Origin of the sequence: Dorea sp. YH-dor226 (assembly GCF_039832105.1) — a bacterium.
GTDB lineage: Bacteria > Bacillota > Clostridia > Lachnospirales > Lachnospiraceae > Dorea_A.
Genome location: NZ_JBDOHS010000004.1, coordinates 38,940 through 63,792 on the forward strand (window position 1 = coordinate 38,940; position 24,853 = coordinate 63,792).

Consider the following 24,853-nt stretch of genomic DNA (forward strand, 5'->3'; position numbering starts at 1 on the left):
AAAATACATGACTATTGATGAAAGGTAATGGAGGTACGATATGAAAGTAGCAATTATTACGGCAAATACAGATATATACAAGGGAAGAGAGGAGAATTCCAGCGGGGAGGCAATTCGTAAAATGATTGAAGAAGCCGGATTTGAAACGGTGTTTCTGAGAGCGCTTCCGCTTGACCGGGAAGTATTATCTGCAGTAATGCAGCGGATTGCCGATGGTCGTCTTGCTGATCTGATCCTTACGACGGGAGGAGCAGGATGTGCTCCCCAGGATTGTACACCGGAGGCAACAACAGATATCGTAGAAAGACCGGTACTTGGAATTGCAGAGGCAATGCGTGCTCATACGATGAAGCTGACAAAGCGTTCCATGCTGAATCGCAGTACTGCAGGAATCCGCAATGGTGTTCTGATTGTAAATCTTCCGGGAAAAACACAGGCAGTAAAAGAAAGTCTGAGATACCTTCTTCCGGAGCTTGCGCATGCAGTGGAAGTGATCCAGAAAGAGGATTAACAGATGAAGGTTACATATCTGAGACATAGCGGTTTTGTAGTGGAATATGCAGAGCTTGTTCTGATCTTTGATTATTACAAAGGCACACTGCCGGATTTTTCAGCGGATAAAAAGATCTATGTGTTTGTGAGCCACAGACATCATGATCATTTTCAGAAAACGATCTTTGAATGGAAGGAAAGATATCCTGATATCAAGTATATTCTTTCTGATGATATCGAAGAAAAGGGACCGGAAGGATGTACTTGTTATATTGGACCACGGGAAAAGATCACAGTGGATGATCTTGGGATTCAGACCTTCCGATCTACAGATGAAGGAGTTGCTTTTCTGATAGAAGGCAAGGGAAAAGTACTGTATCATGCCGGAGATCTGAACTGGTGGCACTGGGAAGAAGAAAGTGATGTCTATAATGAAATGATGCGGAGAAAGTATCAGCATGAAATAAGTAAGATCGGATATGACGGTATCGATATTGCTTTTGTTCCACTGGATCCAAGACAGGAAAAACAGGAGCTCTGGGGGCTTGATTATTTTATGAAGCATACGAATACGGAACGTGTATTTCCGATGCATATGTGGGACGGATATGAAGTATATGACAGATTAATGAATGACCCGCAGGCAGAATCATATAAGGACAGGGTGATGCATATTACAGGTCCGCAGCAGATATTTGAATGGGAGGATGAAATATGATGCATGTGAGTATCTATACGGACGGTGCGGCGAGAGGGAATCCGGATGGCCCGGGAGGCTATGGCACTGTATTGGAATATGTGGATACCAGGGGGATTCTGCATATGAAAGAGCTCTCCCAGGGATACAGGCGCACGACCAACAATCGTATGGAGCTCATGGCGGTAATTGCAGGACTGGAAGCATTGAATCGTTCCTGTGAGGTGGATCTGTATTCTGATTCCAAATATGTAGTGGATGCATTCAATCAGCACTGGATTGACAGCTGGCTGAAAAAGGGATGGAAACGGGGAAAGAATGAACCGGTCAAGAATGTGGATCTCTGGAAAAGACTTTTAAAAGCGAAGGAACAGCATCAGGTCGTGTTTCACTGGGTGAAGGGGCATGATGGTCATCCGCAGAATGAAAGATGTGATCAGCTGGCTACATCTGCAGCTGATGGTGATGAATTGATAGACGATATCGGGATCACAGAATAAAAAGTATTTGTGATTTTGAGATACCAGTGTTATAATGAAACACGTGCGTAATGCACATATGCAAGTAAGACAGGTAATCGCGGCTGCGAAAGCTGAAAAGCTGCAGACGAGGAAAGTCCGGGCTTCACAGGGCAGGATGCCGGATAACGTCCGGTGGAGGTGACTCCAAGGAAAGTGCAACAGAAATGTACCGCCTGAATTCTATTCAGGTAAGGGTGGAAGGGCAGTGTAAGAGACTACCGCCCTGCTGGTAACAGCAGGGGCATATGTAAACCCCATTCGAAGCAAGACCGGATAAAGACAATGTGGCGGCCCGTCACGTCTTAGGTAGGTCGCTTGAATCCATCGGCAACGATGGATCTAGATAGATGATTACTCAACGACATAACCCGGCTTATCGTTTTGCTTGTTCTATTATGAATAAAATGAAGGGACTGTCTCGAATATAGAGATATCATTCTGAAATATATCATTCCATAAGAAAAGCTGAGGTAAGCGAGTGAGCGTCGAAGCGTTTTTATGGAATGATATATTTTACATGAAGTATCTCTATATTGGGACAGTCCCTTTATTATTATGCATTTTATATTATTTCAGATTGCCTTCATATTTCTCTTCACAATATTTACAGCGATATATCTCTTTTTCAGGATCGGTAAGAACGAAGATATGATCCAATTCCTGTTCAATGGATGTGATACATCTTGGATTTTTACAGCGGATCACATTTTTGATCTCGCGGGGAAGATGTAATGCCTTCTTTTCAACGATCTCAGAATCCTTGATAATATTGATGGTGATGTTGTGATCGATAAAGCCGAGAATATCAAGATCCATAAAATCGATCGGACACTCAATCTTCATGATGTCTTTTTTACCCATCTTACTGCTCTTGGCATTTTTTATAATTGCAACACAGCAGTCCAGCTTGTCAAGATGAAGATATTTATAGATATCCATGCTGCGACCGGCCTGAATATGATCCAGTACAAATCCTTCTTCTATACGGCCAACGTTCAATGTATTATTTATCATAATGCGTTCCTCCTTACACTTCAATTTCCAGCAGTGTCAGTATCAGCGCCATACGGATGTATACACCGTACTGTACCTGTTTAAAGTATGCTGCTCTCGGGTCGTCGTCTACTTCAACAGAGATCTCATTGACTCTCGGAAGCGGATGGAGTACATACATATTCTCCGGAGCCATTTTCATCTTCTTTGCATCCAGGATATAGAAGTCTTTCATACGTACATAATCTTCTTCGTTGAAGAAACGTTCTTTCTGAACACGTGTCATGTAGAGAAGATCCAGTTTTGGCAGGGCATCTTCGAGACGTACGACTTCTTCATAAGGAATATTCTCACGATCCAGAACATCGGAACGGATATAGCTTGGGAGTCTCAGTTCTTCCGGAGAAATCAGAATAAACCGGATTCCAGGATAACGCACCAGTGCATGAATCAGAGAGTGAACAGTACGTCCGAACTTCAGATCTCCGCATAAGCCGATCGTCATGTGATCCAGATGTCCCTTTAAAGAGCGGATCGTAAGAAGATCTGTCAGAGTCTGTGTCGGGTGCTGATGTCCACCGTCACCTGCATTAATCACAGGGATGGTAGAATGTCTGGATGCTACCATTGGGGCACCTTCTTTTGGATGACGCATTGCACAGATATCTGCATAGCAGGATACGGTTCGAATCGTGTCGGATACACTTTCTCCCTTAGCAGCGGAACTGGAATCCTGAGAAGAGAAGCCGAGAACGCTTCCGCCAAGATTCAGCATGGCAGCCTCGTGGCTCAGTCTGGTTCTTGTACTTGGTTCATAGAACAGAGTAGCAAGCTTTTTTCCGGCACAGGCATGTGCATATTTTTCAGGATTTGCCTCGATGTCATTGGCAAGATCCATAAGTTTGTCTAATTCTTCCACAGTGAAATCAAGTGGACTCATTAAGTGTCTCATAAAAACCTCCTCAATTATAAATATGTAAGTAATTCAGATACAGATTTCCGCTTTGGTGCTTCGGGATCAATATCCGGCCAGCCAATTGCAATCAGTGCTCCCAACTCCTGATCGTCCGGGATATTCAGAAGGCTGGTGATTCCATCTTCATCCCAGATCCCCATAATCACCGTGCCAAGACCTGCTTCGTGGGCAGCAAGACAAAAGGTCTGGCATGCTGCACCGATATCAAACATCTGCCAGCGGTCTCCCTTTTTCGTTGAGTAAGAACCGTCGCGTTCAAATCCACTGCGGCCTTTTACAAAGGTAACTGCAATCAGCATAGGGGCCTGTCTGATAATGTTGGAATTGTGTTCTTGGGTATAATCATTAATAATAGAACTAAGAATTGAAGAATCTTCAATGGCGATATAACGAGTAATCTGACTATTCTTCCAGGAAGGAGAATAGGATGCAGCCGATATCAGGGAATCTAATAATGAATGATCAATAGAATCCGGTTTAAACTTTCGGATACTTCTTCTGGTTTTGATACATTCTAGTGTGTTCATATCATTATCCTCCGTATTGAAAATCTTTCATACATCATATAATAAATGTTAAACTTTTTCAACGCCTGTTGAACGAAAATTTTACAAATCGGACTTTTTTATTTTTGGAATACAGAAAAGTAAGAGGGTAGATTTTATAAAAAAATTGTATTATAATACAAGATAGACTGCGTATAAGAACGTATGTGTAAGGGTATGAAGGAGAATAACAGATGACAGAATTAGAGGAACTGAGAGTAAAATTAAGTGACGTAGATGATCAGATCGTGAAACTCTATGAAGAAAGAATGAATATCTGTGAAGAGATCGGAATGAATAAGATCAGAAACGGATACAAGATCTTTGACCGGCAGCGAGAGCGCAATAAGATTACAGAAGTAACGAATAAGGTCACCTCTGAGTTTAACAAAAAAGGAATCGGTGAAGTCTATAAACAGTTTCTGGCAATCAGCAGAAAGCTTCAGTATCAGCAGCTTGTGGATGCAGGTGCACTGGGACGGCTTCCGTTTATTGAGATTGATTCTCTGGATAAGGAGAACGCAAGAATTGTATTTCAGGGAACAGAAGGTGCTTACAGTCAGGCTGCCATGGAGCATTATTTTGGAAAAGGATGTAACAATTATCATGTACATACGTTTCGTGAGGCGATGGAAGCAATTGAAGAGGGAGCTGCTGACTATGCGGTACTTCCGATCGAGAATTCCACGGCAGGAGCGGTTAACGAGATCTATGATCTGCTGGTAGAATTCGAGAACTATATTGTGGGAGAGACCATTATCCCGATTAAAAATACGTTATCCGGGCTTCCGGGGACCGACATATCTGAGATTGAAAGAGTCTACTCCAAGGCAGAGGCTCTGATGCAGGCGTCCAGATTTCTGGATCAGCATGCGGACTGGCAGCAGATCAGTGTGGCTAATACGGCCCTCGCAGCAAAGAAGATTCTGGAAGATCAGGATAAAAGGCATGCAGCAGTCTGCAGTGCATATGCGGCATCTGTCTATGGGTTATCTGTACTGGCTGAGGATATCAATGATGAAAAGAATAATTCTACAAGATTTATTGTGATCACCAATCAGAAGGTGTTTTTAAAAGATGCAAAGAAGATTAGTATCTGTTTTGAAATTCCTCACGAAAAATGTTCGTTGTATCATCTCTTGTCTCATTTTGTGTATAACGATTTGAATATGACGAAGATTGAATCAAGACCTATGGAGGGAAAAAGCTGGGAATATCGTTTCTTTATTGATTTTGATGGTAATCTGACAGAGCCGGGAGTGAAGAATGCAATCCGGGGACTTCGGGAAGAAAGCCGGAATCTGAGAATTCTTGGAAATTATTAAAGGGAAGAGTGGTAGAAGATGAGAACTAATGAGTTAATGTTATACAAGCACATGGAAAATGGTCAGATCCTTCAGGATATGACTTTTCTGATGGAAAATTACCAAAATGACTATTATAATATGGAGGATATGAAGGGACTTCTGTTCGAGTCGGTGAATGAGATACTTGAACTGGCGGTCAGTCATGGATTCGAAGGAGATCTGTGGCATAATTATCTGACATATCTGATGGCAAGCCATGAAAATGCGTACAGCACTTCCTGTGAGATTGTAGGAGCGGTAGAGGGAAGCATTAATCAGGTTGCACTTCATGATTTTGCAATCTTTAAAGAACTCTTTGACTATGATTTTCATGATCTGGAAGAAGTCATGGGAGTAGATTGTCTGTCAATGATTCATGACTATCAGGGAACGAGCGGACATGGGAAGGTATTCAACCAGAGGGTACGCGACAAAATCTGCGGATTGAGCAGAAGTCTTGCGAAAGCGGAGACGCCGGAAGAATTCAAGAATATTATGACACAGTTTTATAAAGAATTCGGTGTGGGTAAGTTCGGGCTTCACAAAGCATTTCGTGTAGAGCATGTTGAGGATGGCGCAGAGATCATACCGATTACCAAGATCGCACATGTGCATCTGGATGATTTGGTCGGATATGAGATTGCAAAGAAGAAACTGATTGAAAATACCGAGGCATTCGTAGAAGGAAGAAAGGCCAATAACTGTCTGCTGTTTGGCGATGCGGGGACGGGAAAATCATCTTCCATCAAAGCGATTCTGAACCAGTATTATGATCAGGGACTCCGTATGATAGAAGTGTACAAGCATCAGTTCCAGGATCTGAATGATGTGATTGCACAGATTAAAAACAGAAATTACAAGTTCATTATCTATATGGATGATCTGTCTTTTGAAGAGTTTGAGATTGAGTATAAGTATCTGAAGGCCGTGATTGAAGGCGGACTGGAAAGAAAACCGGATAACGTATTAATCTATGCAACTTCAAACAGAAGACATCTGATCCGGGAAACATTTAAGGATAAAGAAGATCGGGACGAGGAACTTCATACCAATGATACGGTACAGGAAAAGCTGTCTCTGGTTGCACGTTTTGGCGTGACGATCTATTTTGGAAAGCCGGATAAGAAGGAATTTCAGGAGATTGTACGTCAGCTTGCAAAGAGAAGCTCGATCGATATGCCGGAAGACCAGCTCTTGCTGGAAGCGAATAAGTGGGAACTCAGCCATGGAGGATTATCCGGAAGAACGGCACAGCAGTTCATTGATTATCTGGCGGGAACAAAAGAAAACCGTTGAGAAAATTGGTAGTTAACATGAAAAAAGATCTGACACAGGGAAATATAACAAAGACAATGCTGGTGTTTGCAGGGCCAATGATTGTTGGGAACCTGCTCCAGCAATGTTATAATATTGTAGATATGCTGATTGTGGGTAAGTTTCTGGGGGCAGGAGCGCTGGCAGCGGTAGGAGCTGCATATACGCTGATGACCTTCCTGACCTCTGTTCTGATCGGCATGTGTATGGGCAGCGGAACCGTTTTTTCGTTTTATTTCGGACAAGAGAACCATCGAAAGCTAAGAGAGGGAATCACCTCTTCTTTTCTTTTTATCGGAGTGATCACGTTGGTGATGAATGTCCTTGTATTTGTATTGATCGATATCATATTGTACCTTTTGAAGATTCCTGCGGATATTCAGCAGATGACCAGGGAATATGTGTGGGTAATCTTCTGGGGAATCTTTTTTATTTTTTTGTACAATTTTTTTGCTTTTTTGTTAAGAGCGGTAGGAAATTCTGTGATTCCACTGCTGTTTCTTGGAATCTCTTCCGTTCTCAATATTGTTCTGGATATTCTGTTTGTGCTTGTGTTTCAGTGGGGAATTGCGGGAGCTGCATGGGCGACGGTAGTGTCACAGATCGTATCCGGTGTTGGGATTGCGATGTATACATGGGTCCAAGAACCGTCGCTTCGATTTTCAATGAGACTACAGGCGATCAGAAAGAGCAGAGATTCGCTTGGAGAGATTATACATTTTTCAATTGCCGCAAGTGTTCAGCAATCGGTTATGAACTTTGGAATTCTTATGATCCAGGGGCTGGTGAACAGTTTTGGAACAGCGGTAATGGCTGCATTTGCTGCAGCAGTCAAGATTGACTCATTTGCTTATATGCCGGCGCAGGAATTTGCCAATGCATTTTCCATCTTTATCTCACAGAACCGCGGTGCAGGAAAGCAGCAGCGTGTGGACAAGGGGGTACGTTCGGCAATCCTTACTTCCGTACTTTTTTGCGTTGGTGTATCGGTTACGGTTGTGTTACTGGCCAGGTATCTGATGCTGATATTTATTCAGCCCTCTGAAGTAGAGATTATTCGCATTGGTGTTGAATATCTCAGGATTGAAGGATCATTTTATCTTGGAATAGGAATTCTTATGTTGTGGTATGGATATTATCGTGCAATCGGTAAACCGGAGATGTCGGTGGTGCTTACGGTGATATCACTTGGAACCAGAGTTTTGCTTGCATATACCCTGGCCCCAATCAGGGCTATCGGTGTATATGGAATCTGGTGGGCGATTCCGATCGGATGGTTCCTTGCAGATGTGACCGGATATCTGTATCTCAGGTGGATCCAGAGAGAATAAAAAGAGAGGAGATGATATAATCTTTCCTCTCTTTTTGTTGATTTGGAATCGTACAGATCCGTTTTCTAATCGTCTATCATTTGAATACCGGTAATGTCAGAATCAATCATAAGTGAATAATTGGTATAGTATACAACAAATCCAGGTTTTGCACCGTTCGGTTTTTTGACATGTTTTTTTTCTACATAATCAATCTCGACTTTATCACTACCCCGATTTTTTGAGTAATATGCAGCAAGTCGTCCCGCTTCTTCGAATGTGCGGTCCGGAAGTTCATTGCCGTTGGTTTTTACAATGACATGGGAACCGGGAGCACCTTTGGCATGAAACCACCAGTCTCCTCCGTTGGCAAAGTTAAATGTCAGCTCATCGTTCTGCAGGTTGTTTTTTCCAACATACATGTGATATCCGTCACCGGAGATAAAGTGCAGTGGCTTGCTGGTAATCTTAACTTTTTTGCGGGTATTTTTTCTTCGGATATAGCCGCTCTGCATCAATTCTTCCTTAATCTGGGTAAGATCTGCCTCGCTCATGGCGATATCGAGGGAATTGCTGATGGATTCCAGATATTGTATGTCGTCAGCAGTTTCACGGATCAGTTCACTCAATGCCTCATACGTACGTTTTTGTTTGTTATATCTGGCAAAGTATTTCTGTGAATTCTCCTGTGGGGTCAGCGTCGGGTCAAGTGGAATGACAATGTCCTGATTGGTATAATAATTGAATGCTTTCAGTTCTTTTGAACCGGGCTCAAGATTGTAGCCGTAAGCATTGATCAGCTCTCCATATACGCGATATTTTTCACGCCCTTCGGTATCTCTTAGCTGGCGTGTCTGAAGGTCATACTTTTTTCGATTACGTTCCAGTGCTGTCGAGACCACATGTCTGAGATCAGCACTTTTTTGATGAATTCTCGTCAGTGTGTTTCGGGTAGAATAGTAGATGTAAAGCACCTCAGAGATGGAATCATACGTCTGACCGGTCAGATTCTGAAAGTGTGACAGAGGCAGCGCACTGAATTCTTTTGGAGCGTTGTGGTCAAAGTAGATGACCGGATGGAACTGGCCAGTGCGGATTGCTTCCATATAATACTGAAACTGACGATACAGATGAATCATGATATCTTCAGAGAGATCTTTTGCCGTAACAGAGGAATCAATTCCGGCAAGACTGCAGATCTCTTCTGCGACAACCGGGCTGATACCTGTAAAACTTGTGTAGATTGCTTTGGCAAGGGGCATTGGTCTCTCAGAAAGTGTTCTGGTAAAGATATCAGCGTCTGAAGTCAGAGGATCCAGCTTTTCCTGCGTATCCGGAATAAAATACTCCCGTCCGGGAAGAACTTCACGTACAGAACTCATCTGGGCGGAGACATGCTTGATGCTGTCGATGATTCGATCCTGATCATCACAGAATATAATGTTACTGTGCTTTCCCATGATCTCAACGATCAGTTTTTTTCGGCAGAGATCTCCCAGTTCATCCAGATGCTCGATGTCCAGCTGGATGATTCGTTCCAGTTTCGGCTGCGAGACAGCAACGATCCGTCCATTTCCGATGTGTTTTCTGAGCAGCATACAGAAATTAGGTGCTGTCATGGGACTTGGTTTGTTGTCCTCGGTCAGATATATAAGAGGAAGAGATGCACTTGCAGAGATGTAGAGCCTTCGTAATCCTTCCGGTGTCTTGACAGAGAGGAGAAGCTCATCCGTCTCAGGCTGTGCGATCTTGGCAATTCTGCCGCCAGTAAGACAGGAACGAAGTTCCTGAACGAGAGCGGCAACTGTAATTCCGTCAAATGCCATAATAGATATTCCTTTCGTAATATGATATTGTGTGGTTAAAACCTGTGATATTACAGTTCACACCTGTGCCAACTGTAACTTTCTAATTAGTATATCATAGTTGACGAGATATTCCAAATGCCTTATAATAATACTGGTTTTTGCCGTACAATTTTATACATTATTATTTTTAAGAAGAGGTTCTAACATGATTAAAAGTATGACAGGTTTTGGACACTGTGAAATAACAGAAGGAAACCGTAAGTTTTCGGTAGAGATGAAAAGTGTAAATCATCGTTATCTGGATGCCAACATCCGTATGCCGAAGAAACTGAATTTTTTCGAAAATGCGATTCGTAATCTGTTGAAGCAGAGTGTTCACCGTGGAAAAGTAGATATATTTATTACATATGAGGACATGTCAGAAAGTCAGGTGTCGTTAAAATATAATGAGACACTTGCCGCAGAGTATTTGTCTTATCTGAAAAAGATGGGAGAAACATTCTCTCTGGAAAATGATATTCGGGTTTCTACATTATCCCGTTATCCGGAAGTTCTTACAATGGAGGAACAGCCGGTAGATGAGGATGAACTGTGGAATGGACTGAAGAAAGCGCTGGATGGTGCTATCAGCCAGTTTGTGGAGACTCGTACACTGGAAGGAGAACACCTGAAGGAAGATCTGATCAGTAAACTGGACGGTATGCTGAATCTTGTAGGTGAGATTGAAGAGCGTTCTCCGAAGATCCTGGCAGAGTATCGTGCGAAGCTTGAAGAGAAGGTAAAAGAACTTCTGGAAGATACACAGATGGATGAAGGACGGATCGCAGCCGAAGTTGTTATATTTGCGGATAAGATCTGTACAGATGAAGAAGTAGTGAGACTCAGAAGCCATGTGAATCACATGAAAGAAACACTTCTGTCAGATGAGAGTGGAATCGGACGTAAGCTGGACTTTATCGCACAGGAGATGAACCGTGAGGCGAATACGATTCTTTCCAAGGCGAATGATCTTGAAGTCTCCAATATCGGAATTGAACTTAAGACCGAGATTGAAAAAGTCAGAGAGCAGATTCAGAACATTGAATAGATACAGAAGAATGATAACAGAATGAGAGGGTAAGTTCATGGAAGAAAAAGGTATACTGATCGTAGTATCTGGTTTTTCCGGTTCCGGAAAAGGAACGATCATGAAAGAACTGTTGAAAAAGTATGAGAATTATGCATTGTCGATTTCTGCAACAACGAGAAATCCCCGTGTCGGAGAAGAAAACGGACGGGAATACTTTTTCAAATCGGTAGAAGAATTTGAAAAAATGATTGCGAAAGATGAATTGATAGAGTATGCTAAGTACGTGGATAATTACTACGGAACGCCGCGTGAATACGTGGAAGAGCAGATGAAAGCAGGCAAAGATGTGATCCTGGAGATTGAAATACAGGGTGCGCTCAAGGTCAGGGAGAAGTTCCCGGATGCACTGCTTTTGTTTGTAACGCCGCCGAGTGCACAGGAGCTGAAGAAGCGTCTGGTGAACCGTGGTACGGAGACTATGGATGTGATTGAATTCCGTATGAACCGTGCAAAAGAAGAGGCTCTTGGAATGGATCAGTATGATTATCTGATTATCAACGATGACCTTCAGGAATGTGTAGAAGAAGTGCATCGGATCATTCAGGGAGAGCACAGAAGAAGTTTTCGTAATTACGCATTTATAGAGCAGATGAAACAAGAATTGAAAGGAGAATAGTGTATGTTACACCCATCTTACACAGATTTAATGTGCGTAGTAAACAAGGACGTAGAAGAAGGTGAGACAAAAGTCGTAAACAGCCGTTATTCTATCGTTATGGCTACTGCAAAAAGAGCAAGAGAGATCATTGACGGATCCATGCCTCTTGTAGATACCAGAGGAGGAGAAAAACCGTTGTCCGTTGCAATCGATGAACTGAATCAGGGGAAGATTAAAGTGATCGGTGAAGAAGAGGAATAATCCGAAAAGTGACAGGTAACAGGCAGGTGCCGTAAGGTATCTGCCTTTCTTCACAATGTGACCGACGAAAAGGAGGAAATGATGAATATATTATTTATATCACTTGGATGTGATAAAAATCTGGTGGATTCGGAAGTCATGTTGGGGCTTCTGGATGCAAAGGGCTATCAGATCGTAGACGATGAGACGATGGCAGATGTGATCGTGGTCAATACCTGCTGTTTTATCCATGATGCAAAAGAAGAAAGCATTCAGACAATTCTGGATATGGCCCGGTACAAGACGGAAGGACGACTGAAAGCACTGATCGTCACCGGATGTCTTGCACAGAGATATCAGGAAGAGATTCAAAAAGAGATACCGGAAGTAGATGCAGTTCTCGGTACCACATCTTACGATAAGATTGTCGATGCGGTGGAAGGTGCGCTTGTCGGAAACGGGCATATGGAGCTTGCAGATGTCAATGCACTTCCGCTTCCGGACAGTCACAGAATGGTGACGACAGGCGGGCATTATGCGTACCTGAAGATTGCAGAAGGATGTGACAAGCATTGCACATACTGTATTATTCCAAAAATCCGAGGTAATTACCGGAGTGTTCCGATGGATCGTCTGGTGAAAGAAGCGGAAGAACTCGCAGAGCAAGGGGTGAAAGAACTGATTCTGGTTGCGCAGGAGACAACTCTGTACGGAAGGGATCTGTACGGAGAAAAAAGCTTGCATGTACTTCTCAGAAGACTCTGTGAGGTGAAAGGAATCCGCTGGATCCGGATCCTTTATTGCTACCCGGAAGAGATTGATGAAAATCTGATCCGGGTTATGAAAGAAGAACCGAAGATCTGCCATTATCTGGATCTACCGATACAGCATGCCAATGATGAGATCCTGAAAAGAATGGGAAGAAGAACATCCAAAAAGCAATTGATCGATATTATCGAAAAGCTGCGTCAGGAAATCCCGGATATTACACTTCGTACCACGCTGATTACGGGATTTCCGGGAGAGACGAAAGAACAGCACGAGGAAGTCATGGAATTTGTGGATGAGATGGAGTTTGACCGTCTCGGAGTATTCACCTATTCTCCGGAGGAAGATACACCGGCAGCATCCATGCCGGATCAGATACCGGAGGAAGTAAAAGTGGATCGCCAGGCAGAGATCATGGAACTGCAGCAGGATATCGTATTTGATCAGGCGGAAGATATGATCGGACGGGAAGTATTGGTTATGATTGAAGGAAAAGTGGCCGATGAAAATGCATATGTGGGGCGTACATACAAGGATGCTCCGAATGTAGACGGTCTTATTTTCATAAACACAGATGAGGAACTGATGACCGGAGATTTTGCAAAAGTAAAGGTAACCGGAGCATTGGAATATGATTTGATAGGAGAGTTGATGTAATGAATTTACCAAACAAATTAACCGTTTTAAGAGTAATTATGGTACCGTTTTTTGTGTTTTTCATGCTGACTGATGTGGGAGGAGCTGCCAATAAATGGATTGCGCTGATAATCTTCTGTGTGGCAAGTCTTACGGATATGCTGGATGGCAAGATTGCCAGAGCAAGAAATCTGGTAACGAATTTCGGAAAATTTATGGATCCCCTGGCAGACAAGCTTCTGGTATGTTCTGCAATGATCTGTATGATTCCGATGGGAAAGCTGGAAGCATGGTTTGTGATCGTTATTATTGCCAGAGAATTTATCATCAGCGGGTTCCGTCTGGTGGCATCCGATAATGGAATCGTGATTGCGGCAAGCTACTGGGGGAAGTTTAAAACAGTTTCTCAGATGGCTATGATCATTGTACTGATTGCAGATCTCGGAGGCGCTTTTGACCTGATCGGAACGATACTGATCTGGGTATCTCTGGTTCTGACGGTTGTGTCCCTGATCGATTATGTAGCCAAGAATGTTCAGGTGTTGACTCAGGGAGGCATGTAATCCATGACAGTAGAACTGATTTCAGTCGGTACGGAGATCTTACTTGGGAATATTGTAAATACCAATGCGGCATATCTTTCTGAAAAATGTGCGATGCTGGGATTGTCCTGCTATCACCAGAGTGTGGTAGGAGACAATGAGGAGCGCCTGCAGGATACATTGAAGACCGCACTGTCCCGATCAGATATCGTAATCCTCAGCGGAGGTCTCGGACCTACGAAAGATGATATTACGAAAGAAGTTGCAGCAAGAGTTTTTCGAAAACCGCTTTATGAGGATGCCCATACGAAAGAACGGATTCAGGAATATTTTCTGAGAAATCATCGCAGACAGATTACGGAGAATAACTGGAAGCAGGCACTGGTTCCGGAAGGTGCAGTCGTGATTGACAATCACAATGGTACTGCACCCGGTCTGATTCTTGAAGACCATGGGAAAATAGTAATTCTTCTGCCGGGTCCTCCGAATGAGATAAAGCCGATGTTTGAGAGGGATATTGTACCTTATCTGACCCGTATGCAGCCGGAGGGAATCTACTCAAGGATGGTCAAGATCTGTTCCATCGGAGAAAGCAGTGCAGAGACGATGGTATCAGATCTGATGGACGCGCAGACGAATCCGACGCTCGCACCATATGCCAAGACGGGAGAAGTACATTTTCGCGTGACAGCCAGAGCGGCAGATGAAAAGGCGGCCGAGAAGCTGATGCAACCAATGCTGGAAGAATTGTCCCGAAGGTTTGGAGATAAGATCTATACAATGTGTGAGGATGTTTCTCTGGAAGATGTCGTGGTTCATATGTTGGCTGATCAGAAGATGACAGTGACAACGGCCGAATCCTGTACCGGAGGTCTGCTTGCAGGCAGACTTCTCAATGTATCCGGTGCATCTGATGTATATAAAGAAGGATATGTGACGTATGCAAATGAATCAAAGGAACATCTTCTTGATGTAAGACATGAGACGCTTGAAACTTACGGAGCTGTCAGTGAACAGACGGCGGCTGAGATGGCAAAAGGAGCGGCACGCGCGGCAGGGGCGGATGCAGCTCTTGGTGTGACGGGAATTGCCGGTCCCGGGGGAGGAACACCGGAAAAACCGGTGGGTCTTGTCTATATCGGATGCTATGTAAAAGGACATGTGAGAGTGGAAGAATGTCATTTTACCGGGAACCGAAGTAAAAACAGGGAATCTGCAGTTGCAAGAGCACTGACACTTTTAAGAGAGGAACTGTTAAAATAATATTATTTACAGGGAAAAAGACTGTAATATTCGGCAGATTTTAGATAACAAAAAATATTGACGAATGGTGGAATATATGAGAAAATAATAGCCGAGTATGGTGTTAAAGTTATAACAAGCCTTACAGTAGTAAATACGCATATAGTTGAAAGGAGTTTTAAAATGATTTATTCAAAGGAAGTAGAAATGATGTGTCCGGTAGCTCAGGGTGCAAATCACGGACCGGCTCCGATTCCGGAAGAAGCAAAATGGGTGCAGGCTAAAGAAGTAAAGGATATTTCCGGCTTTACACATGGTATTGGCTGGTGTGCTCCTCAGCAGGGTGCCTGCAAGCTGACTTTGAACGTAAAGGATGGTATTATTCAGGAAGCACTGGTTGAGACAATCGGATGTTCAGGAATGACACATTCTGCAGCTATGGCTTCTGAGATTCTTCCAGGAAAAACTATTTTAGAGGCATTGAATACAGACCTTGTATGTGATGCAATTAATACAGCTATGAGAGAGTTGTTCTTACAGATCGTATACGGAAGAACTCAGAGTGCATTCTCAGAAGACGGACTTGCAGTTGGTGCAGGACTGGAAGATCTTGGAAAGGGACTTCGTTCTCAGGTAGGTACTATGTACGGAACACTTGCAAAAGGACCTCGTTACCTTGAGATGGCAGAAGGTTATGTAACAGGTATTGCATTGGATGCAAACGATGAGATCATCGGATACCAGTTCGTAAGCCTTGGAAAATTCACTGATTTCATCAAAGCAGGTGACACACCAAACGATGCTTGGGAGAAAGCAAAAGGACAGTATGGACGTGTTGCAGACGCAGTGAAGATTATTGATCCACGTAAAGAGTAGTCGCGTTTGGCGCAGCGCACCGCATGGAAGAATGTGCAGGGTGTGTACGCGCAGATAGGATACATAAAGGTAAGGAAATCAGGAGGATAAGTAAATGGCTTTATTTGAATCATATGAAAGAAGAATTGATAAAATCAATGAAGTGTTAGCAAGCTATGGCATCGCTTCTATCGAGGAAGCTGAGAAGATCACAAAGGATGCCGGACTTGATGTATACAATCAGATCAAGGGCATTCAGCCGATCTGTTTTGAAAATGCATGTTGGGCTTATACAGTAGGTGCAGCAATTGCAATCAAGAAGGGATGTAAGACAGCAGCTGACGCAGCAGCAGCAATCGGAGAAGGTCTTCAGGCTTTCTGTATTCCGGGATCTGTAGCTGATCAGCGTAAAGTAGGTCTTGGACATGGTAACTTAGGAAAGATGCTTCTGGAAGAAGATACAGACTGCTTCGCATTCCTGGCTGGTCACGAATCATTCGCAGCAGCTGAAGGTGCAATCGGCATCGCAGAGAAGGCAAACAAGGTTCGTAAGAAACCTCTTCGTGTTATCTTGAATGGTCTTGGAAAAGACGCTGCAAAGATCATTTCCAGAATTAACGGATTTACATATGTTCAGACAGAATATGACTATTATACAGGCGAATTAAAAGAAGTTCAGAGAATCGCATACTCTGACGGACTTCGTTCCAAAGTAAACTGCTATGGAGCAAATGACGTACGTGAAGGTGTTGCTATCATGCACAAAGAGGGCGTAGACGTATCCATCACAGGTAACTCTACAAACCCGACACGTTTCCAGCACCCGGTTGCAGGTACTTATAAGAAAGAATGTATCGAACAGGGTAAGAAGTACTTCTCAGTAGCATCAGGCGGTGGTACAGGACGTACACTTCATCCGGATAACATGGCTGCAGGACCGGCTTCTTACGGTATGACAGATACATTGGGACGTATGCATTCTGATGCACAGTTTGCAGGATCTTCTTCTGTACCGGCTCACGTTGAGATGATGGGCTTAATCGGAGCAGGTAATAACCCGATGGTTGGTATGACTGTTGCAGTTGCAGTAAGCGTAGAGGAAGCTGCTAAGGCTGGCAAGTTCTAAGAAATGGCTTAGAAGAAGTTTTCTTTGTTGGCTATTTATAGTGTAAATTTGTTAGTACAACAAAAGTGGGGAAGAGTAATCTCAACCCCACTTCTTTTATTGCTACATTGGAATTCATTAATATCTTTTATTGACATATTGGAATTCATTAATATCTTTTATTGCCTGATACAATTGGTTGGTGTATTTGTCGTAAAGAAATTTTACGATTCCATCATTAATGCTTTTTCAAAAATATTACATGCAAAAATCTGAGGTAAAATCCATCATAAATTTCAAATCAAGAATTATACATGTAAAAATGCGCGTGCAAATACCATCAAAATTAGAAATTTTAAAATATGCATGAAAAATCTTCAAATTATTACCATCATAATTTAGTTGTTTGAGTATCTACATGAAATGTTATATTTTGTCATCAGGATTTGCCGGAAAGGAAGATAATAAAAAAGGCAAACAATAAAAAAGCCCGCCATGAGTGAATTGCATGGCAGGCTTAAGTTTATTCAAGATTCCATTATTCAAACAATGATTAGTTTCGAACTAGTTGCATTTCAGAACATTCTTATAGAAGCTGTCCATTTCCTTCTTTGTATCAAACAATGCAACGTACATCTGGTTGCCCATTGCTCCGGAGAGTACATCCGGGATACGGTCTACCATTTTCAGGTTGTCCTGATATTTTTCGAGTATTTCTTCATGGCTGAGAACAAAATCCTTGCCGTCGCGGCGTCCGGCGTATGCACAGTAGCCATGCTTTCCTTCCGGAAGTGTAGAACGGTCAAATGCGATCATATCAGCCCAGATTTTATATACATTGGTGCTGTTGGCGTAATTCATCATATCAGGTGAAAAGCCGCCGCAAGGACGCATATTTACTTCAAGAGCCACAACATCTCCTTTTTTGCCCATTCCTTCGTGGTCGCTCAGCAGGCGGAAGAATTCAAAGTGAACAAAGCGGCTCTTTACACCGAAGCTCTTTACTGTTGCACGTCCGGCAGCCTGTACATCCTTGGAGAGATTTTTTACAATGTGGTAGATGGAATTATCAGAGTTGTTTACGATATCCATAATAGAGTCCGGAGTTACATTACCGGTCTCGAACATCGGCTCTCCGTGAGAATCGATAATGGCGTCATATGAGTTCACTTCTGCATTGATAAATTCTTCCATAATATACAGAGTATCGCCATCTTTTTCTCCAAAGAACTGAATCAGATCTTCATCTTTGGATAACTTGAAGGTGTGAGATGCACCAACGCCATTATCCGGTTTTACGATCACAGGGTATCCGACAGTTTTAATGAATTTCTTACAGTTTTCGACATCATCCACCAGATGATAGCGGGCTACCGGGATGCCGGCTTTGGTATAATATTCTTTCATTTTGGACTTGTATTTGATACGGGTCATATCTTCGGTATGGAAGCCGGTGTTAATATTGAAGTCTGTACGCAGCATGGCGTCGCGCTCCAGCCAGTATTCATTGTTGGATTCGAGCCAGTCAATACGGCCGTATTTGTAAGTGAAAAATGCAACAGCGCGATATACCTCATCATAGTTTTCAAGGCTGCCTACTTTGTAGTATTCGTTCAGACTGTACTTCAGCTCCGGAGACAGTTCATCGTAAGGCTGATCGCCGATACCAAGAACATTCAGTCCGTTGTTTTTCAGTTCTGCACAGAACTGCCAGTAGTTTGTCGGGAAATTCGGAGAAATAAAAATAAAATTCTTCATCATTCGTACTCACTCTCTTTCTTGTGTGTAAAATAACTATAACACTGACTTCATGAGAAAAAACTCTCTAATCCAATAAATATGGAACAAAGTAAGCAACCTGTTTATACCACCAGTCCCAGTCATGGCAGCAATCCCATCCCCAATAGTCAACCCAGGTCTGAATTCCTTTGCTCTTCAGGATCGCATCCAGATGTCTGGTGGAATCAGGGATTTCCCAGGCTCCCTGTCCTACACAGATGACAGACTTCTGTGCATTGTACATCGGAATGTATGGATGATCCAGGGGCAGATTCGGAAGATAGTGAACCGGTGAATTCTGGTACACCAGATCGTCCATATAAGATCCGAATCCATATTCGGATGTATAGATTCCGCTGAGCGCCAGCAGACGGTCAAAAAGATCCGGGCGGCGGTAATACAGATTGGCAGCATGCGTTGCCCCAAGACTGCAGCCGAATACCAGTACACCAGGTTCGCCGGTCCAGCCATTGTATTCGTTGACCATTGCACGCATGAAAGGAACCATCTCATCGGTAATGTAGCGGATCCATTCTTCATATCGGAAGATGCGCCAGCGGGGATCTCCGTCTTTGTTTGACCAGGTTTCCTGATCGATCGTATCAATGGAAAACACCATAACCTCACCGGATTCAATCCATGGTTCCCAGGTGTCTGTCATATGGAAGTTTTCAAAATCGAAGAAACGTCCATCCTGACAGGGAATAAAGAGAACCGGACGGCCGGCATGGCCGTATACTTTGCATTCCATGTCTTTGTTCAGAGAAGGGCTGTATTGCTTAAAATACTGTACATTCATATGTTGTCTCCTATCGTTCGTATAACAAGGTATTCATGAAAAATGGAATCTGTTTTTCCCAACTGGCCTCACAATGCTCGCCATCCGGAACAATCCGGCAGTTCAGCATCACGTGTCGTTTCAGAAGCAGAGATGCCGTTTTTTGAAACTGATTTAACATGCCCGGATGGTTTTTCAGTTCTCTGGAGCCATAGTCCATATAGACGACCGTTCCGGGACGGAGTCTGGAGTGCTCGATCAGACGACTGATCTTTGGAAGGTCTACCCAGAGGGAAGGAGATAAGCAGGCAGCACCGGAAAAAAAACTGTTGTATTTCATCACTGCGTACAGGCTCATCAGTCCGCCCATGGAGCTGCCGGCAATAAATGTGTGTTTACGATCCGGCAGAGTCGGAAAGTTCTGATCGATCTCCTTTTTAAATGTATGGACCATCCAGTCCATAGTTATTTTTCCTTTCCCGGTAATGTTTCCGAAACGGGAATCTCTGAAACTGTAAGGCGAGTATTCTTTTAGCCGTCCGTTGTCCGGACTGTGATTGCATTCTACTGCGGCAATTATCAAAGGAGTGGATGTAGCATCCATATATTCCTTCATTCCCCAGCTTTTTCCATAAGTTGCATCCGAATCAAAGAATACATTGTGTCCGTCAAACATATACAGAACCGGGTAGCGCTGATCTGGATCTTCTTGATACGATTCCGGAAGATAGACATAGGCTTTTCGGGGTTCGTCGGCAGTAAGCTCAGGAATAGTAATGTCCCATGTATAAACCATATATATACCTCCATATCAGGACAGGCTGTGCAAGACAGCCGTCCCTTAAGATGTTTACTTCATTTGTTTTTCCAGGTTTTTGTTGGCTGTTGAAAGCATCAGTTTCAGACGATTCAGCTGATTTACCTCACTTGCACCCGGGTCAAAATCAATAGCCACAATATTGGATTGTGGATAGCGTCTGCGTAATTCCTTGATGACACCCTTTCCTACCACATGGTTTGGAAGGCAGGCAAATGGCTGTGTACATACAATATTCGGTGCACCACTGTGGATCAGTTCCAGCATTTCTCCGGTCAGGAACCAGCCTTCACCGGTCTGATTACCAAGAGATACGATATCAGATGCCATCTCACCAAGATCCTGAATCCTAGCCGGAGGATCAAAGTGCCTGCTCTGTGCAAATGCTCTGGAAGCAGGAGCGCGGAACCATTCCAGTACTTTGATTCCCATGTTGCCGGTCCATGCTTTGGACTTCTTCATACCAAGATGTGATACTTTAAAGTTCTGATTATAGAAGCAGTAGAGCAGGAAATCCAGAAGATCCGGAACGACGGCTTCTGCACCTTCGCTTTCCAGCAGTTCAACCAGATAATTGTTGGCTGCCGGAAGGAATTTTACAAGAATTTCACCTACAACACCAACTCGTGGTTTTTTGATATCCAGTAATTCTATGTGGTTGTCGAAGTCTGCAATGATCTCACGGCATAGCTGATTGAATCTGTGGCGGCTCGGATATCCGTTGGAGAGGAATTCCTGGCACACCTTTACCCATTTCCGGTGCATTGCATTGACGGAACCGGGAACTGCCTCATATGGACGCAGCCGGTATACACATTTCATAAAGATATCGCCAAATATTACACCGTAGATGCCGCGAAGAACCAGGTTCGGTGTCAGTTTGAATCCCGGGTTGTCTTCCAGACCGCTTAAGTTGATGGAGATTACCGGAATATAACCATAACCGGCTTTTTTCAGTGCCCTGCGGATGAATCCGATATAATTGGATGCACGGCATCCTCCGCCGGTCTGACTGATGATCACGGCAATCTTGTGTGTATCGTATTTACCGGAGAGAATTGCTTCCATAATCTGGCCGACTACCATCAGAGACGGGTAGCAGGCATCGTTATTAACGTATTTGAGTCCCACATCTACGGCCTGTTTATTATCGTTCGGCAATACTTCCAGATGATAGCCGGAAGCATTAAAAGCGGTTTCCAGCAGTTCAAAATGGATCGGAGACATCTGCGGACACAGAATCGTGTATTCCTCACGCATCTGTTTGGTAAATACTACTTTTTCGATGGCAGAAGACTGAATCTCGCGCTTTTCCCCTCTTTTTTCTCTGACGCGGATTGCGGCAAGAAGGGATCTGACACGGATTCGGGCAGCACCCAGGTTATTGACCTCGTCAATCTTCAGTGTAGTGTATATTTTTCCGGAATCTGTCAGAATGGAAGCTACCTGGTCGGTCGTAACGGCATCCAGTCCGCAGCCGAAAGAATTCAGCTGGATCAGATCCAGATTGTCCACGGTTTTTACATAGTTGGCTGCAGCATACAGACGGGAGTGATACATCCACTGATCCATGACGTTAAGCGGATGTTCCGCCGGATGAAGGTGGGAGATGGAATCTTCCGTCAGTACAGCAATTCCATAGGAGTTGATCAGTTCCGGAATTCCGTGATTTACCTCCGGGTCGATGTGATACGGCCGGCCGGCAAGGACGATTCCACGATTTCCGATCTCGTTTAAGAACCGGACGGTCTCTTCACCCTTTTTCTGCATATCCCTGTGGCATGCATTCAGTTCTTCCCATGCGGCATGAGTGGCAGTTCTGATCTCATCTGCGGGGATTGAGAATTTTTCGGAAAGTTCTTCAATCAGTCGATAAGAGATGGTCTCCTCACTTGCAAACGAGATGAATGGATGCAGAAAGTCAACTTCATGATTGATGATAGCATCAATATTGTTCTTAATGTTCTCCGGATAAGAGGTTACGATCGGACAGTTATAGTGGTTATTGGCTTCAGCAAATTCCTGGCGTTCATAAGGAATGCTCGGATAGAAGATGGTCTGAATTCCTTCATTGATCAGCCATTGTACATGTCCGTGTGCAAGCTTTGCCGGATAACATTCTGATTCACTTGGAATGGATTCAATTCCCAGTTCATAGATCCTGCGGGTGGAAACAGGGGACAGCACAACACGGAATCCCAGCTGACTGAACAATGTAAACCAGAACGGATAGTTCTCGTAGATGTTCAGAACCCGTGGAATGCCGATGGTTCCCCGTCTGGCATCCTCTTCACTTAACGGAGTATAGTCAAAGTAACGTTTTAACTTGTACTCAAACAGATTCGGAAGCTTATTTGAGGATTTTTCTTTTCCAAGGCCACGCTCGCATCGGTTACCGGTGATGAATCTGCGCCCGCCGCTGAAATGATTGATCGTCAGACGGCAGTTGTTCGTACATCCTTTACATTTTGTCATGGTAGTAGAATATTCCAGCGCTTCGATCTCTTCGATGGAAAGCATGGTTGTACCTTCGCAGTCAACGTATCTTTCTCGGGCAATCAGAGCAGCTCCGAATGCACCCATGATTCCGGCAATGTCCGGACGGATTGCCTCACAGTTGGCAATCTTTTCAAAGCTTCGAAGAACAGCATTGTTGTAGAAGGTACCGCCCTGAACGACGATATGTTCGCCGAGCTCGGAGGCATCCGATACTTTGATTACCTTAAAGAGCGCATTCTTGATAACGGAATAAGCAAGACCGGCGGAGATGTCAGATACTTCAGCGCCTTCTTTCTGAGCCTGTTTCACTTTTGAATTCATAAATACGGTACAGCGGGTTCCAAGATCAATTGGATTTTTTGCAAATAATGCTTCGTGTGCAAAATCCTCAACCGTATAATTCAGTGATTTTGCAAATGTTTCAATAAAGGATCCGCATCCGGAAGAGCAGGCTTCATTCAGCTGCACACTGTCTACGGTCTGATTTTTGATCTTGATGCACTTCATATCCTGTCCGCCGATGTCCAGAATGCAGTCAACGTCCGGTTCAAAGAAAGAAGCGGCGTAATAATGAGACACTGTCTCAACTTCTCCCTCATCCAGAAGAAGAGCAGCTTTTATGAGGGCTTCTCCATATCCGGTAGAGCAGGAGTGTACGATCTCAACACCTTCCGGAAGCTGACTGTAGATATCCTTGATCGCAGAGATGGTAGTTCCGAGAGGATCTCCGTCATTATTATGGTAGAAAGAATAAAGCAGGGTTCCGTCTTCGCCTACCAGAGCGGCTTTTGTCGTTGTTGATCCGGCATCGATTCCCAGGAAGGCCTTGCCGCGGTATGTGGAAAGGTCTTTGATTGGCACCTGGTGCTTTGCGTGGCGATTCGTAAATGCCCGATAATCTGCTTCGCTTTCAAAAAGGGGATCCATACGGTCAACTTCGAATTCCATCTTGATCTTTCCGTCAAGGCGATTCTGCATTTCGCGAAGTGAGACATCCTGATCCCGCTTTGCATTCATTGCAGATCCGATCGCAGCAAACAGGTGGGAGTTTTTCGGTGCAATTGTGTGCTCATCGTCCAGTTTCAGTGTCCGGATAAATGCCTCTCTGAGTGCAGAAAGGAAATGTAATGGTCCGCCCAGAAAAGCCACATGACCGCGTATTGGTTTTCCGCAGGCAAGACCACTGATTGTCTGATTCACAACTGCCTGGAAGATTGATGCAGCAAGATCTTCTTTGGCGGCACCATCATTGATCAGTGGCTGAATATCTGTTTTTGCAAACACACCGCATCGAGCGGCAATTGTATAGAGAGCTTTGTAATTTCTGGCATATTCATTCAGTCCGGAGGCGTCTGTCTGAAGAAGAGAAGCCATCTGATCGATGAAGGATCCCGTACCTCCGGCGCATACGCCGTTCATGCGCTGTTCCACGTTACCGCCCTCAAAATATATGATCTTGGCATCCTCACCGCCAAGTTCGATTGCGACATCTGTCTGTGGAGCATAGTCCTGCAGAGCAGTGGAGACAGCAATGACTTCCTGAACAAACGGGACTCCGAGATGCTTGGCAAGTGTAAGACCGCCGGAACCGGTAATGACCGGTGAAGCATGGATCGGACCTAATTTGTAGAGTGCCCTTCCCAACAAGTCAGAAAGTGTTTCCTGGATGTTTGCGAAATGCCTCTCATAATCAGAAAATACCACTTCATTATTCTCATCTAATATGGCAATCTTAACGGTGGTAGAACCGATGTCGATGCCAAGTGTGTAATGTTCCTTACGATTCATAATATGTAACTCCTTGTCATATAAACATTCATATGTGTTTCTTCCTATTAAATGCATTTTGCCATTTTACAACCT

Annotated in this window: 22 protein-coding genes and 1 other RNA gene; 15 read left to right on the forward strand and 8 right to left on the reverse strand. The window is 43.8% G+C overall.

Annotated features, from left to right (window positions below; genetic code table 11):
- The first annotated feature begins 40 nt into the window (after positions 1-40).
- The 4 genes from ABE547_RS04805 (at position 41) to rnpB (ending at position 2,102) form a co-directional block, all read left to right on the forward strand.
- Positions 41-511: a MogA/MoaB family molybdenum cofactor biosynthesis protein gene (locus tag ABE547_RS04805; RefSeq protein WP_347377692.1), complete on the forward strand. Its 471-nt coding sequence runs from the start codon at positions 41-43 to the stop codon at positions 509-511.
- Positions 512-514: 3 nt separating this feature from the next.
- Positions 515-1,210: an MBL fold metallo-hydrolase gene (locus tag ABE547_RS04810; protein WP_347377693.1), complete on the forward strand. Its 696-nt coding sequence runs from the start codon at positions 515-517 to the stop codon at positions 1,208-1,210.
- The gene (gene rnhA / locus ABE547_RS04815; RefSeq protein ID WP_347377847.1) at positions 1,210-1,689 is read left to right on the forward strand and encodes a ribonuclease HI; all 480 of its coding nucleotides are present in this window, start codon (positions 1,210-1,212) and stop codon (positions 1,687-1,689) included. Before ABE547_RS04810 ends, rnhA begins: the two co-directional genes overlap by 1 nt.
- 61 nt (positions 1,690-1,750) lie before the next feature.
- An RNA gene (gene rnpB / locus ABE547_RS04820) (RNase P RNA component class A) lies at positions 1,751-2,102 on the forward strand.
- Between the two features lie 175 nt (positions 2,103-2,277).
- On the opposite strand, the gene ABE547_RS04825 is transcribed toward rnpB, so the two are convergent.
- From ABE547_RS04825 to ABE547_RS04835, 3 genes are read right to left on the reverse strand one after another with little or no spacing between them, the layout of a single operon-like run.
- Entirely contained in the window at positions 2,278-2,724 is a 447-nt protein-coding gene (locus tag ABE547_RS04825) for an aspartate carbamoyltransferase regulatory subunit (RefSeq protein WP_347377694.1), read from the reverse strand.
- A gap of 13 nt (positions 2,725-2,737) precedes the next feature.
- Positions 2,738-3,655, reverse strand: a complete 918-nt coding sequence (gene pyrB / locus ABE547_RS04830; protein ID WP_347377695.1) for an aspartate carbamoyltransferase — start codon at positions 3,653-3,655, stop codon at positions 2,738-2,740.
- Positions 3,656-3,669: 14 nt separating this feature from the next.
- Positions 3,670-4,206: a nitroreductase family protein gene (locus tag ABE547_RS04835; RefSeq protein WP_347377696.1), complete on the reverse strand. Its 537-nt coding sequence runs from the start codon at positions 4,204-4,206 to the stop codon at positions 3,670-3,672.
- Between the two features lie 212 nt (positions 4,207-4,418).
- Here ABE547_RS04835 and pheA point away from each other — a divergent pair, with 212 nt between their 5' ends.
- From pheA to ABE547_RS04850, 3 genes are read left to right on the forward strand one after another with little or no spacing between them, the layout of a single operon-like run.
- Positions 4,419-5,549, forward strand: a complete 1,131-nt coding sequence (gene pheA / locus ABE547_RS04840) for a prephenate dehydratase (protein ID WP_347377697.1) — start codon at positions 4,419-4,421, stop codon at positions 5,547-5,549.
- An 18-nt stretch (positions 5,550-5,567) separates the two neighbouring features.
- Positions 5,568-6,866, forward strand: a complete 1,299-nt coding sequence (locus tag ABE547_RS04845) for an ATP-binding protein (RefSeq protein ID WP_347377698.1) — start codon at positions 5,568-5,570, stop codon at positions 6,864-6,866.
- A gap of 17 nt (positions 6,867-6,883) precedes the next feature.
- On the forward strand, positions 6,884-8,215 hold the full coding sequence (locus ABE547_RS04850) for an MATE family efflux transporter (protein WP_347377699.1): 1,332 nt from the start codon (positions 6,884-6,886) through the stop codon (positions 8,213-8,215).
- 65 nt (positions 8,216-8,280) lie between these two features.
- Here ABE547_RS04850 and ABE547_RS04855 read toward each other — a convergent pair whose 3' ends face one another.
- Positions 8,281-10,020: an NFACT RNA binding domain-containing protein gene (locus ABE547_RS04855; RefSeq protein ID WP_347377700.1), complete on the reverse strand. Its 1,740-nt coding sequence runs from the start codon at positions 10,018-10,020 to the stop codon at positions 8,281-8,283.
- A 187-nt stretch (positions 10,021-10,207) separates the two neighbouring features.
- Between ABE547_RS04855 and ABE547_RS04860 the strand changes: the two genes are divergently transcribed.
- The 8 genes from ABE547_RS04860 (at position 10,208) to ABE547_RS04895 (ending at position 17,138) form a co-directional block, all read left to right on the forward strand.
- A complete protein-coding gene (locus tag ABE547_RS04860) occupies positions 10,208-11,089 on the forward strand; it encodes a YicC/YloC family endoribonuclease (protein ID WP_347377701.1) in 882 nt (293 codons plus the stop codon).
- Between the two features lie 37 nt (positions 11,090-11,126).
- Positions 11,127-11,747 (forward strand): guanylate kinase, encoded by a 621-nt coding sequence (gene gmk, locus ABE547_RS04865; RefSeq protein ID WP_347377702.1) that lies wholly within the window; start codon positions 11,127-11,129, stop codon positions 11,745-11,747.
- A 3-nt stretch (positions 11,748-11,750) separates the two neighbouring features.
- Positions 11,751-11,990: a DNA-directed RNA polymerase subunit omega gene (gene rpoZ / locus ABE547_RS04870; RefSeq protein WP_347377703.1), complete on the forward strand. Its 240-nt coding sequence runs from the start codon at positions 11,751-11,753 to the stop codon at positions 11,988-11,990.
- An 81-nt stretch (positions 11,991-12,071) separates the two neighbouring features.
- Complete coding sequence (gene rimO, locus ABE547_RS04875; protein WP_347377704.1) at positions 12,072-13,394, forward strand: 30S ribosomal protein S12 methylthiotransferase RimO; 1,323 nt, start codon at positions 12,072-12,074, stop codon at positions 13,392-13,394.
- Positions 13,394-13,936 (forward strand): CDP-diacylglycerol--glycerol-3-phosphate 3-phosphatidyltransferase, encoded by a 543-nt coding sequence (gene pgsA / locus ABE547_RS04880; RefSeq protein ID WP_347377705.1) that lies wholly within the window; start codon positions 13,394-13,396, stop codon positions 13,934-13,936. Before rimO ends, pgsA begins: the two co-directional genes overlap by 1 nt.
- Positions 13,937-13,939: 3 nt before the next feature.
- Entirely contained in the window at positions 13,940-15,178 is a 1,239-nt protein-coding gene (locus tag ABE547_RS04885; protein WP_347377706.1) for a competence/damage-inducible protein A, read from the forward strand.
- Positions 15,179-15,340: 162 nt separating this feature from the next.
- Positions 15,341-16,033 carry a hypothetical protein gene (locus tag ABE547_RS04890; RefSeq protein ID WP_235249171.1) on the forward strand — a complete coding sequence of 231 codons (693 nt, stop codon included), beginning with the start codon at positions 15,341-15,343 and terminating at the stop codon, positions 16,031-16,033.
- A gap of 94 nt (positions 16,034-16,127) precedes the next feature.
- Positions 16,128-17,138, forward strand: a complete 1,011-nt coding sequence (locus tag ABE547_RS04895) for a GGGtGRT protein (protein ID WP_235249172.1) — start codon at positions 16,128-16,130, stop codon at positions 17,136-17,138.
- A gap of 543 nt (positions 17,139-17,681) precedes the next feature.
- On the opposite strand, the gene ABE547_RS04900 is transcribed toward ABE547_RS04895, so the two are convergent.
- The 4 genes from ABE547_RS04900 to ABE547_RS04915 form a co-directional block, all read right to left on the reverse strand.
- Positions 17,682-18,878, reverse strand: coding sequence for a carbamoylphosphate synthase large subunit (locus tag ABE547_RS04900; RefSeq protein ID WP_347377707.1), 1,197 nt, complete (start codon positions 18,876-18,878; stop codon positions 17,682-17,684).
- Between the two features lie 64 nt (positions 18,879-18,942).
- On the reverse strand, positions 18,943-19,695 hold the full coding sequence (locus ABE547_RS04905; protein WP_347377708.1) for an alpha/beta hydrolase-fold protein: 753 nt from the start codon (positions 19,693-19,695) through the stop codon (positions 18,943-18,945).
- Positions 19,696-19,705: 10 nt separating this feature from the next.
- On the reverse strand, positions 19,706-20,470 hold the full coding sequence (locus tag ABE547_RS04910) for an alpha/beta hydrolase-fold protein (protein WP_347377709.1): 765 nt from the start codon (positions 20,468-20,470) through the stop codon (positions 19,706-19,708).
- 54 nt (positions 20,471-20,524) lie between these two features.
- The gene (locus ABE547_RS04915) at positions 20,525-24,778 is read right to left on the reverse strand and encodes an acyl-CoA dehydratase activase-related protein (RefSeq protein ID WP_347377710.1); all 4,254 of its coding nucleotides are present in this window, start codon (positions 24,776-24,778) and stop codon (positions 20,525-20,527) included.
- Positions 24,779-24,853: the final 75 nt, after the last annotated feature.